Raw genomic sequence first — 10,694 nt, forward strand, 5'->3', positions numbered from 1 at the left:
ACAATTTGTATGGGTGGTCGGCTGGTTATGTTTTTTATAAGAGACAGGCGGGCGGGGGCGCGGGAGTTCCCGACCGGGTGGGCGCGCAGCGGCGCGGCGCGCACGACGCGGGCGGCGTTCCTCAGCGGGGTGATGAGTCCGCTGCTGCACACCTCGCTGACCGCGGACACCCACGGCGCGGAGGTGTTCGACGAGGTTCGCGACACCCCGGTGGTCATCGTGTCGAATCACACCAGTCATCTCGACGCGCCGATGCTGCTGTGTGCGCTGCCGGGCAGGGTGCGTTCGCGGACCGCGGTGACGGCGGCGGCGGACTACTTCTTCGGCAGTGTGTGGCGGGGGGCGGGGAGCGCGTTGGCGTTCGCGACGGTGCCGATCGATCGCAGCGGCGGGGCGCCGTCGTCGACGCCGATGGATCTGCTGCGCGACGGCTGGAACCTGGTGATCTTCCCGGAGGGGACGCGGTCGAAGGACGGGGCGCGGGGCCGGTTCCGGCTGGGGGCGGCGTATCTGGCGATCAACGCCGGGGTGCCGGTGGTGCCAGTGGGGGTGCGGGGGGCGTTCGCGGCGATGCCGCGGGGGCGGTCGTGGCCGGTGGCGGGCCGCCCGCAGGTGACGGTGCGTTTCGGTCGGCCGCTGCGCCCGGTGCCCGGTGAGGATGTGCGGACGTTCACCGCCCGGCTGGCCGCCGAGGTCGACCGGCTGTGCGCCGAGGATGCCACCAGCTGGTGGGATGCCACCCGTGCCGCGCTCGCCGAGCAGCCCGCAGACTCCCCTGTTCCCCCCGCCGAGTCTGTGATCCCGGCGGCCGCCGGCACCGAGGCGTCCGCCCCGGCCGAGGCGCGGCCGACTGGGGTGCGGCCGGCTGGGGTGGGTGGCGACGCAGACGCTCCCGGCGCGGACGGGGTGACACCGCGCCAGCCGAGCGCAGCGGACCGTGAGGGTGAGCAGGACTCGTCCCTCGGCGGCCGGTCCGCCGTCGAGGGCCCGGCCGGCGGGGCCGCGCTGTCGTCCGTCGGCGAGGCGCGTGCCCTGGGCCGCCACCGTCCCCGTGCCGTGCCGCGTAGCGGGGCCGGTCCGGTGTCGATCTCCGCGCGGCTGCGCGGTGCCCCGGACACCCCGACGGCGCGCTGGCGGCGGATCTGGGCGGCCACCGAACCGCTGCCGCGCAGCACGTCGCGCTCCCCCTGGCGCCGCTGAGCGTCGCCGTCTGCGCGCCGGTGCCGTCGTGGCGGCGGCCGACCCATATCGACTGTTCGGGTTCGGGGGTGGCGAGGGGGCACATGGGTGAGGACCAGCCGGCGGACCAGCCGGTCGAGCTCGCCGCCCACGACCCGGGGTGGGCCGGCCGGTTCGTCGAGCAGCGCGACCGGGTCGGCGACATCCTCGGGGATCTGCTCGCCGGCGCGGTGGAGCACGTCGGCTCCACCGCGGTCGCGGACCTGCCCGCCAAGCCCGTCGTCGATCTGCTCGCCCCGGTGCACGACCTCGACGCCGCGCGCGGCGCGGTGGCGGCGCTGGCCGGCGATGGCTGGCTGTACTGGCCGCAGGATCCGGCCGGCCACTACCGCCTGTGGTTCCTGCGCCCCCATCCGGCCGCGCGCACCCACCATCTGCACGTGATCGCCCATGACGATCCGCAGGCCCGCGCGTTGCTCGCCTTCCGCGACGCCCTGCGCGCCGATGCGGACCTGCGCGGGCGGTACGCGCGGCTCAAACGGCGCCTGGGCGAGGCGTATCGCGACAACCGCAACGCCTACACCAACGCCAAGGGCGCCTTCGTCGAGGAGGCGCTGCGCGGCGTCGGTGTTGACCCACCACCACGGGTTCTTCTGCCGGAGTAGGCCGCGTGCACCAGCCGGGGACTGCGTGTGCGCGACAGGCCAGACCGGGTTGATCGACTCGTCGACGGGGATGACGCCTCGCCGGTAGGGCACGAAGATCGTGCGGTCGCTGTTGCCCGCGACGACGGGCCCTCTGGTGACGAGGGCGACGTCGGCGCGGGCGTGGGGGCGCCAGCGAAGGTCTTCGTCCCGGCGGGCGCAGCGCGCGGGTGCAGGCCGCCGTGCACGCCGCCGTGCGTGCGCTGCAGTCCGAGCGGTCGCGTAACGAGATCACCGTGCCGCTGATCGCGGCGCAGGCTGGGGTGACGCCCTCGACGGTCTACCGGCGCTGCCGGTAGTGCTCCACCGTGCGCTCCGACTCGGCGACCAGGTCGACATTCTCCGCCAGATCCAGGCAGCTACGCAGATGACGACGCTATCTTGATGGTCTTCTTGGGGCCTGCGTCGCCTCCTCGATTGTAGGTAGGTTCTGTGATCTGGTGGGACCTCGGGAATCCCGAAGGTCTGTCGGCTGGACCGTTCGTCTTGCGGGTCGGGTCGGGTCAGGGGAGGAAATCGACGCCTGCGGCGGACAGCTCCATGGTGTTCTGCTGGTCCGTCGAACCGCTGAAGTGCACCCCGAGGCTTACCCCGACCGCCCACAGCACCTCCGGCTTCCCCGGGATCTGGTAGCGCTGCATGACCCACGCGGACGGCGCGGAGCTCAGGCCGTCGTGGCTTGCGATACGCCGTTCGGCATCGAAGACGTGGACGTTGGTGACGCAGGCCAGAGCCGACTCGCTGCGGAACCGGATGAGTGCCGCGTCGAGCGTCAGCCGGTTGTCCCGTACGACGACCGGGGTCGGGATAGCGAAGTGGAACCAGTTGGTGGTGTTCGGTCGGCCGACCACCCGGATGAAGAACCCGGCGCGCCACTCACTGATGATGCGGTCCGGGAACTCGACCACCATGCCGTGGCCGTGCGTCCACATCGCCTGTTCGAGAGCCATTTTTCTACCTTTCTCGCTGGCCGACGGCCAGCATGGTTGCCAGTTTTCTGCTTCGGGGAACTGCAGCCCGGCCGCGGAAGGGGGTGCGAGCCACGGCCGGTGGACCGTCGACGTGTCGGTGGTGCCGCCCGCAGCCTGGCGGAGTTGTGCCGTCACGACATGGAAGGTACGGATGTGATCGACTGGAGTTGACGTCAGTGGAGGGGGGGTGGGTCGCCGGGAGGGAGGCCAGTCGGCAGGTCCCACCTCTGATTGGACACGGGGAGGTTGAACAGGGCGTTCGGGCCCGAGTCGGCCCTGGCGCAGTTCCAGACCTGAACCCGGGTGCCGTTGCGGACAGGGCTACCAATGTCCAGGTCCAGGCACCTGCCGTCGTGGATGCTGCGGATCGTGTCGTCACCGAGCCTGGTCCACTGCTGGTTGTCCCAGCCGTTGCATTCCCACAACTGAACCCTGGTGCCGTTGTGAGTCCTGGAGCTGATGTCTTCGTCCAGGCACATGCCCGGGCTGAGGCGGCTGCGGATCGAGCTGCCGAGAGGGCCTCCCCGCGGGCCGTCGAGTCCGAAGAAGACCCAGTCCTGGTTCAGCAGGCCGTTGCAGTCCCAGGCCTGAATCTTGGCGCCGTTCTGGGGCGTGAAAGCATCGAGGTCCAGGCACTTGGAGGTGTCGTAGCCGCTGACGATCTCCCCGCGGTGTCCGTAGGGGGACGCGCTGGCTGGCAGGGCGTTGGACAGCACGAGAACGCCGCTGGCGGCGATCGCGACCGTGAGCCGGCGTCGGATGGAATGTGGCGTACCCCGAAGGGGCATGGTTGTTCCTCTCGTTGCACGGGTGGCCGTTGCCGGGCGAGCGGCACACGGCCGCTCTGGGTGTCGGACAGCTCCTGGTAACGCAACTGGTCAGGTCTTGGAGATCGTGCATCGTCAGGCGTGGGTTCCTGGTTGACGCGCCGGGGTCGTTGGGGTGCCGGGCGTTTGTTTGTCGCGGCTCGCCGACGGCTTCGGACTTCGGTTGTGAGGTTGCGGCACAGGTGTTAGCCGGCGGTTAGCCGGGCTATCCTGGGCGGACATGGGAACCAGCACTCGTTTCGAACCACCCGTAATATCCCGTTCTGTCCTGTTCCGTTCTCGGTTGGTCCAGGCGTTGGCTGCGCGTTTCGAGCAGCGCGTTGTCTCGCTGTCGGCGGGCGCGGGGTTTGGGAAGACGGTGCTGCTGTCGAAAGCGGTCGCCGAGAATCTGTTGGCACCTCGGGGGGTGGACCTGTGGCTGAGCTGTGCGGAGGGGGACCGGGACTGGGGGCCGTTGGCGACGGGTGTCCTTCACGGGCTGGGCGTTGAAGATCCTGATGGGTTTGGGTCGGCTGAAGCGGCTGTCAGAGTGATTGCCGCTGAGGTGCGGCGGCGCTCGCCTACCGAGATTGCTCTGGTGTTTGACGACGTTCACCTGGTCGGGTCCGCGACAACCGGCGCCGAACTCCTAAGACTGCTGGTGAGTGAGCTGCCGGCAAATGGCCATCTCGTCCTGTGCGGCCGAGAGGCGCCGCCGTTGCCGCTCGCTCGACTACAGGCGCAAGGCCTGGCATCGAACCTCGGCCAGGTCGATCTGGCCTTTACCGCCGAGGAGACTGCGGCGTTCGCCGAGCTTCGGGACGTTGCTCCGGGTCTGCTGCAGCAGACCGGAGGATGGCCGGCGGTGGCGGAGCTGACCGCTTCCATGGGGCAGGCGGGCGCCATCCGTTTCCTGTGGGAGGAACTGCTGGAACGCCTTCCCGTCGCGCAACGGCAGCTTCTCGCCGGTCTGGTGGCCGTTGGTGGAGGGGATGCCGACGTCGCCGGCGCCGTGTGCGGTGACCCGGGCGCCCTCGCGGTGCTGGGAACCTTGCCGCTGATGTCCCAGACAGCCGATGGCTGGTGGGTGCCCCACGCGCTGTGGGTGGCAGCGCTCGCCAACGAGCTGTCGGTCACCGCGGTCGGTGAGGCTCGCCGCCGCGCCGCGCACGTGCTGGCTGGCCGCGGCGACTTTCCGGCCGCTATGCGGCTGTTGCTGCTGGCCGAGGCCTGGTCCGACGTTCGTACGCTGATCCGGGACAGCTCTGTCCAGCTGGCTCCACCAGGCGGGGAAGGGGCGCAGCGCGGCTGGTACGCGGGTCTACCTGACGAGGTCCGCAGGACCCCGGAAGGGGTCCTGCTTCGCGCCATGTCCGTCAGGGTGAGCGATCCGGCTTCGTCCGCCCGCCTCTATGAGGAGGCGGCGGCAGGTTTCCGTGACGGCGGTGCGGTGGAAGCTGAGGTGACCTGCCTCACTGGTTTGGTCCAGCTGTACTTCTGGCGAGGGGAGGCGACCGCAGGCGCCCACGCCGCGGAACGGCTCGCCGAGCCGGCCGTGGGGGGTTCGGTCCGTGCGATCGCGATCATGCAGGCCCTGGCTGGGCTGCTCGCCGCGGATTTGACCACCGGTCTAGCGGGGCTTGAGCTGATCAGCGTCACCGACCTTGGGGTACTGGCACCGGCGCTGGAGTGGCTCAAAGCGATCTACCTGTTGGCGCTCGGCCGACCCGAGCAAGCCGAACCCCACGCGCGGCGCGCCTATTCGCAGTGGCCACGGGAGGCCTGCGCCGCAGTCATCGAGGTACTGCGCTGCACAGGCCGTGTCACCGAGGCCTACCTCGAGGCCGAGAAGCTCCTGGCGGGCAGACTCGGGCCGCCGACAACACGCCAGTACGCCGTGCCGATCGCGCTGCTCGCCTTCACCGGACGTCAGGATGAGGCCCGCGCGCACCTGCCGGCGGCTCGTGCGTCGGTGGCTGGCGCTGGGCCCATGCACTGGACTGAGGCGGCGCTCGCGCTCGCCGAAGCCGCGGTCGCCGTCGCGGACGGAGACGAGTCCACCGCCGGCCACCTGCTGCAGTCCGGGTTGACCGCGGTGTCGCTGCCGCTGGCGACGCTACGCAGAATGCACGAAGGTTTCGCACCGCTGTGCTACGTCTTGCTTCCGCAGATGCGGCAGGGCTGGGACGCCGAGCGGATGGAGGGAACAGCGCGGCGGATCCGCGACATGGCGGTCGCGTTGGTCACCCTGCGAGAAAGCGGCTCGCTGCAGGCGCACGTCCACCTCCCTGCTCTGGATCCCGCCGTGGTTCGCGGACTGCTTCCGCGTCCCTGGCTTGTCGAGCTCGCTGTGGGACTGCACGCCCTGGGACGAGCCGATGGAGCTCGGATCCTCGAGGAACTCGGCCCCCAGGTCCGTCCCACGGTCCGCACCCTCGGCATGGGGAAGCCGGCAGTGCTGGCGGAGGCCGCGCGCCGGCTGCTGCCCGGTATACCGCTGCTGCCCGGTCGGACGCTTGAGATACGGGTCCTGGGCCCCTTGGAAATTCTTCACGACGGGGTGCCGGTCAGCGCCGACGTCCTCCGCCGGGAACGCGTCCGACAGTTTGTCTCCTTCCTGGTGGCCGAGCCGGTGACCACCCGCGATGCGGTCGCAGCGGCGCTGTGGCCAGATTTCGACGATGCGACCGCGCGGAACAATCTGAAAGTCACACTTTCGTACGTGCAGAGATTGCTTGAACCTGACCGCGATGACAACGACCCCCCTTACTATCTACGTGCCACCGGACCGCGCCTACGCCTCTGGGTAGAAGGACTACGCGTCGACGCCTGGCAATTTGAAAACCTTCTCGACACTGCCGTGGTTCAGGAAAGGAACGGGCTGCCGTCATCCGCACTCGACTGCTACCAGCAGGCTCTCGCGCTGTATCGAGGAGACTTCCTCGTCGAATCGCCGGCGATCGAGTGGCTCGACGTAGAACAACGGCGCCTACGCGCCCGGTTCGTCGCAGCCGGCGTCCGCGCCGGTGAGCTTCTCCTCGCCGGCGGTGCACACGACCAGGCCCACCGCCTCGCGGTTCGCGCGATACACGCGGACCCATGGTCCGAAGCCGCTCATCGCCTCACGATCGCCGCCTACCTGGCCGCGAAAGACCCTGGCTCGGCACGCCAGGCGCTCCGCCGCTGCTACGCGATGCTCCGGGAGCTCGGCGTGCGTCCCCAACCAGAGACCCTCATGCTGGCCCGCCGGCTCGCGCAGTGACCTGAACCGTGCGGTCCTGGGCGGCGTGAAGTATCGGTGTTCGGGGCCGGCGTGACACACAGATAGATCAGAAGGGAGATGTTCTCCACCGTGTCGCACCCGCCGGCCACCAGCGCCGCGGGAATAACCGAACGCATCCACCGGCCGCATGGCGTCGACCCATAACCGCGCGCGGCTGCGCGTAGGACCAGGGCAAGCGACGCTGTATAAGCCGCCGCGTAGGGAAGATCCAGACATAGTCACCGGCGAGCAGCTTGCTGCCCGGGCTGGCCCCAGGCGTCGAGTAGAGCGTCCGCGGACGACGGGCTGCCGGCGACCTCCAGCGCCACGATGCCTCGGCCACAAGCCGACCGCGTGATTCGCTCGTAACGAAACATCGGGACGTGCAACACCGCGAACAGCGAAGTGATGGCCAGGAGCACTGCCCGTTCACGTCCGCAGTCCTCATCGACCGCCGCGACCGCGCCGGCGAGCTCCGCAGCCCGGTCCCACGCCCTGACCATCCCCGGCCCGGACACCCTGGTCGGAGAGCGCCGCCACAGCTCCACCGGCGTCACCCGCGCTCCCGGCGGGACCATCAGCGACTCCCGCAGCCGCCCCGGCAGCAACGGATCCGTCGCGACCACCGCATCAGCGAGCGTGCTGTGCGTCCGGACCTCGGCGGCCTCCCGCACTGCCAGGACCAGCCGCGTCAGCACGCTGATCCCCGGCAACAGCACCCGATACCCCGCAGCCAGCCCACCGCCTGATCGAACAGCACCCCCGGCTCCTCCGCGCGCGTCCGAGCCCGCCCATCGAAGAACCGCTCCAGATCAGCCCGTAGCGGCACACCCTGGGACCGTCCGGAGGCGGCAACCTGCGCATCGGCGAGGAACTCCAGCGGCACAGCCCGGACCGTAGCCGACCGAAAGCGCCGATCTTGATGTTCCGCGGAACCGCGTCACTCTCCCGGCCCCACCACCGCTATTCCCGGGCGGGGCGGCGCCCGTCGAGCCCGGCCTGCAGACGGCCGCGATGAGCGGCGACCCAGCGGTGTGCGGCGCGCACCTCCTCGACGGCACCGGAGGCGCGCAGGCGCCGGGCGCCCGGCTGCCCGGCCCGCGCACCGCGCTCGATGCCGCGCCAGCATCGGTCCTGCCACCCCAGGATCGTCTCGATCAGGTGGGCACGGTGTCGCAGCCCGTAGGCGTCGCAGATCACTGCGATCCGTCGGGTCGCCTCGGTCAGGTCGGTCACCGATGGGCCGAGTGCGAGGAACTGCCAGCAGACGTGGGCGACGTCGTCGATGCGTCGCCCGGGTGCGGCCAGGTCCCAGTCCAGCAGCGCCACCGGGCGCAGTTCCCCGGCCACCGGCCGGTAGACGGTGTTGCGCGGCGCCAGGTCGTTGTGGCAGACGACCTCGCCGCCGTACGCCAGCGCCGTCGACGCGGTCAGGTCGTGGAACTGGCGGACCAGCTCGGCGAGGCGGGCAAGGCTGTCGTCGGCGGTGACGGCGGCCGGCTGGTCGGCCTGCCAGGCGACATGGCCGGGCAGGTAGGTGAGGATTTCGCGGCCCTGCCCGTCGACACCGAGTAGCCGTGGCGCTGCCTCGAAGCCGCGCTCCGCCAGCAGGCCAAGGAGGCGGTGGACGAACTCGGCGCGGTCCGGCACAGGTCGGCGCACGGTGTCCCCGACCCGCACGACCGTGTTGACGAGCCCGCCGGGCAGGGGCGTCTCCGTCATGGCTGTGTCCGGGTCCCTGGCTGTGTCCGGGTCATCGATGCATCGTCGCCGATCCGCTCGCCGTCTCGGGCGGCCCTCGCCGAGTGGCGGCGGATCCTCGATCAGGCTCTCCGTGATCTGTGATTTCCATCACACAATGATCGAGATGTGGATAACGCTGTCGACGGAGCGGTGGGTAACTCGGTGTCGCCCTGTGGATGTCCTGTGGGGAAAGGGTGATCCCGCATGGCGGGGAGAAGTCAAGGCGTTGCGGTGCGTATCTGGCGCGGTATCACTGGTGCATGGCACTGCTGCACCTCACCGCCCGGTCCACTCCGCCCGCCCGCCAGCCCGAGTCCGCCCATCGGTACCAGTCCGCGCACCAGCCGGCACCTGCCCACCAGCCCGCACCCGCGCGCCCCGGTTCGACGGCGCGCCCCGTCCAGGTCGTGGGATCGGCTGCGCCCGCCCGAGCGGCCGCCCGTTCGGCCGCCAGGGCGCGACTGGACACCGCCCGTCCGGGCCGGCCGGGCCCGGGTCGCGCCGGTTGCGACGTTGACCGGCACGACACCGATCGCCCGCCGGCGGGTGGCACGGCCCGATCCCCGCGTGGCACGGCTGGGTCGCGTGGCACGACCGGGTCCCCGCACGGGATGGCCGAGCCGGGGGGTGAGCCGGCGCCGCTGCCACCGAGTGTGGCCCGGGTCGCGGCACGCACCCGCCTGTCCGCCGAGCTGCTCGCCGCGATCCTGGAGGTCGAGCGGCGGACCCGGGCGACCCTGGACGACATCGAACGCGCCGACGCCCTCGCCGAGCGGCTGCTGGTCCGCCGTGGCCACCGCCTGCGCGCCACTGGTGGGCGCGGCGCTGCGGCCAAGGGCGCTGCGGCCACCACTGTTCCGGCGACCGGCGGTCCGGCTGGCGGCGGCTCGGGCCGGAGCGGTCCGAGCACCGCGGACTCGACTGTCGCGGATCCGAGCAGCTCGGGCGAGCGGACGTACCGGGCGTCGGCCTGAGGCGGCCGAAGCCGGGACGGGACCGTCCGCCGGCCGGTCTTGGCGGGCCCCCCGCGCACGCCCGGGCAGCGTCAGGAGGCGTCCGAGAACCTCCTGCAACGACGCCCTGGGCACCGTTGCGGTGTGCGTGGGAGGCGCCGGGCGTGGTTGTGCCAAGGGGGACGTCACGTAGCGGCATAGGGTGCTCGCATGGCGACGATGACCGATGCGCAGTGGCGGGAGTTCGTCTCGGCGGGCGCGCGCACCGGCAAGCTTGCCACCGTCCGCGCCGACGGCCGGCCGCACGTGGTGCCGATCTGGTTCGTCCTCGACGGCGCCGACGTCGTGTTCAACACCGGGGCGGAGTCGGTGAAGGGCCGGGCACTGCGGCGCACCGGGGTCGCGGCGCTGTGCGTCGACGACGAGCGGCCGCCGTACTCGTTCGTCACCCTGACCGGGCCGGTGGCGTTGTCCGACGACGTGGCCGAGGTGCGCCGCTGGGCCACGCGCATCGCCGCCCGCTACATGGGCGAGCAGCGGGCCGAGGAGTACGGCGCGCGCAACGGCGTGCCCGGCGAGCTGCTCGTGCGCCTGTCCCCCGCCCAGGTCGTGGCCGTCGCCGACGTCGCGGACTGATCCGATCCCGCCGGCTGGCCGACCCCCTCCGGCCGCATCGGCGGACTGGCCGCGCGGCGCGGTGTCGAGCCTGCCCCTACGTCGAGCCGGCGGCCGCCCTCAGGAGGCGCCGGCGGTGCGGGGGGCGCGGTCGACCGGGGGCGAGGAGATCAGCAGCAGGACCTCGTGCACCCGGGTGGCCAGCAGCCGCGACGGGTGGGCGTCGAGGATGGCGACCATCTCGTCGAGGACGCCGCCGGCGGTGGCCGGGTCGTGGTTGACGATCGTGGTGGCCAGGGCCGCCAGCGCCCAGCCGCGTTCGAGGGTGCCCGGGGTGGTGATCGCCACGGCGCGCCACGCCGCGGAGCGGGCCCCGGGCACGTGCAGCCGGGCCATCGCGTCGGCGACGACGCACGCCTCGCGGACGTCGTCGAAGGCGGGCCAGCCGGGATGGCGCAGAC

Annotated in this window: 9 protein-coding genes and 2 pseudogenes; 6 read left to right on the plus strand and 5 right to left on the minus strand. The window is 71.4% G+C overall.

What is annotated here, in order from left to right; genetic code table 11:
• Positions 1–9 precede the first annotated feature (9 nt).
• The 3 genes and pseudogenes from ND748_RS16590 to ND748_RS16600 form a co-directional block, all read left to right on the plus strand.
• A complete protein-coding gene (locus ND748_RS16590) occupies positions 10–1,200 on the plus strand; it encodes a 1-acyl-sn-glycerol-3-phosphate acyltransferase (RefSeq protein ID WP_374215946.1) in 1,191 nt (396 codons plus the stop codon).
• An 83-nt stretch (positions 1,201–1,283) separates the two neighbouring features.
• On the plus strand, positions 1,284–1,844 hold the full coding sequence (locus ND748_RS16595) for a GrpB family protein (RefSeq protein ID WP_251746707.1): 561 nt from the start codon (positions 1,284–1,286) through the stop codon (positions 1,842–1,844).
• Between the two features lie 209 nt (positions 1,845–2,053).
• Positions 2,054–2,173, plus strand: a pseudogene (locus ND748_RS16600) (TetR family transcriptional regulator); the annotation flags it as partial.
• A gap of 213 nt (positions 2,174–2,386) precedes the next feature.
• Here the strand turns inward: ND748_RS16600 and ND748_RS16605 are convergent.
• Together ND748_RS16605 and ND748_RS16610 are read right to left on the minus strand one after the other, a co-directional pair.
• Positions 2,387–2,833, minus strand: a complete 447-nt coding sequence (locus tag ND748_RS16605; RefSeq protein ID WP_251746709.1) for a DUF6623 family protein — start codon at positions 2,831–2,833, stop codon at positions 2,387–2,389.
• A 194-nt stretch (positions 2,834–3,027) separates the two neighbouring features.
• Positions 3,028–3,642: an RICIN domain-containing protein gene (locus tag ND748_RS16610; protein ID WP_251746710.1), complete on the minus strand. Its 615-nt coding sequence runs from the start codon at positions 3,640–3,642 to the stop codon at positions 3,028–3,030.
• Positions 3,643–3,964: 322 nt separating this feature from the next.
• On the opposite strand from ND748_RS16610, the gene ND748_RS16615 reads away from it, so the two are divergent.
• Positions 3,965–6,922 carry a BTAD domain-containing putative transcriptional regulator gene (locus ND748_RS16615; protein WP_251746711.1) on the plus strand — a complete coding sequence of 986 codons (2,958 nt, stop codon included), beginning with the start codon at positions 3,965–3,967 and terminating at the stop codon, positions 6,920–6,922.
• Between the two features lie 239 nt (positions 6,923–7,161).
• On the opposite strand, the gene ND748_RS16620 is transcribed toward ND748_RS16615, so the two are convergent.
• Both ND748_RS16620 and ND748_RS16625 read right to left on the minus strand, forming a co-directional pair.
• On the minus strand, positions 7,162–7,641 hold the full coding sequence (locus ND748_RS16620; RefSeq protein ID WP_251746712.1) for a hypothetical protein: 480 nt from the start codon (positions 7,639–7,641) through the stop codon (positions 7,162–7,164).
• Positions 7,642–7,885: 244 nt separating this feature from the next.
• Positions 7,886–8,644, minus strand: a complete 759-nt coding sequence (locus ND748_RS16625) for a phosphotransferase (protein ID WP_251746713.1) — start codon at positions 8,642–8,644, stop codon at positions 7,886–7,888.
• Positions 8,645–9,276: 632 nt separating this feature from the next.
• Between ND748_RS16625 and ND748_RS35055 the strand changes: the two genes are divergently transcribed.
• Together ND748_RS35055 and ND748_RS16635 are read left to right on the plus strand one after the other, a co-directional pair.
• Positions 9,277–9,639, plus strand: a complete 363-nt coding sequence (locus ND748_RS35055; RefSeq protein WP_374215945.1) for a hypothetical protein — start codon at positions 9,277–9,279, stop codon at positions 9,637–9,639.
• A 189-nt stretch (positions 9,640–9,828) separates the two neighbouring features.
• Entirely contained in the window at positions 9,829–10,254 is a 426-nt protein-coding gene (locus ND748_RS16635) for a PPOX class F420-dependent oxidoreductase (protein ID WP_251746714.1), read from the plus strand.
• A gap of 99 nt (positions 10,255–10,353) precedes the next feature.
• Here the strand turns inward: ND748_RS16635 and ND748_RS16640 are convergent.
• Positions 10,354–10,694: pseudogene (locus ND748_RS16640) on the minus strand (hypothetical protein); the annotation flags it as partial.

Source organism: Frankia sp. AiPs1 (assembly GCF_023716945.1).
In the GTDB taxonomy this organism is placed as follows: domain Bacteria; phylum Actinomycetota; class Actinomycetes; order Frankiales; family Frankiaceae; genus Frankia.

What these genes read in the sequence shown, in the direction of transcription:
- ND748_RS16590 (WP_374215946.1), top strand. Translation starts at nt 10, where the DNA reads ATGGGTGGTCGGCTGGTTATGTTTTTTATAAGAGACAGGCGGGCGGGG.
- ND748_RS16595 (WP_251746707.1), top strand. Translation starts at nt 1,284, where the DNA reads ATGGGTGAGGACCAGCCGGCGGACCAGCCGGTCGAGCTCGCCGCCCAC.
- ND748_RS16605 (WP_251746709.1), bottom strand. Translation starts at nt 2,833, where the DNA reads ATGGCTCTCGAACAGGCGATGTGGACGCACGGCCACGGCATGGTGGTC.
- ND748_RS16610 (WP_251746710.1), bottom strand. Translation starts at nt 3,642, where the DNA reads ATGCCCCTTCGGGGTACGCCACATTCCATCCGACGCCGGCTCACGGTC.
- ND748_RS16625 (WP_251746713.1), bottom strand. Translation starts at nt 8,644, where the DNA reads ATGACGGAGACGCCCCTGCCCGGCGGGCTCGTCAACACGGTCGTGCGG.
- ND748_RS35055 (WP_374215945.1), top strand. Translation starts at nt 9,277, where the DNA reads ATGGCCGAGCCGGGGGGTGAGCCGGCGCCGCTGCCACCGAGTGTGGCC.
- ND748_RS16635 (WP_251746714.1), top strand. Translation starts at nt 9,829, where the DNA reads ATGGCGACGATGACCGATGCGCAGTGGCGGGAGTTCGTCTCGGCGGGC.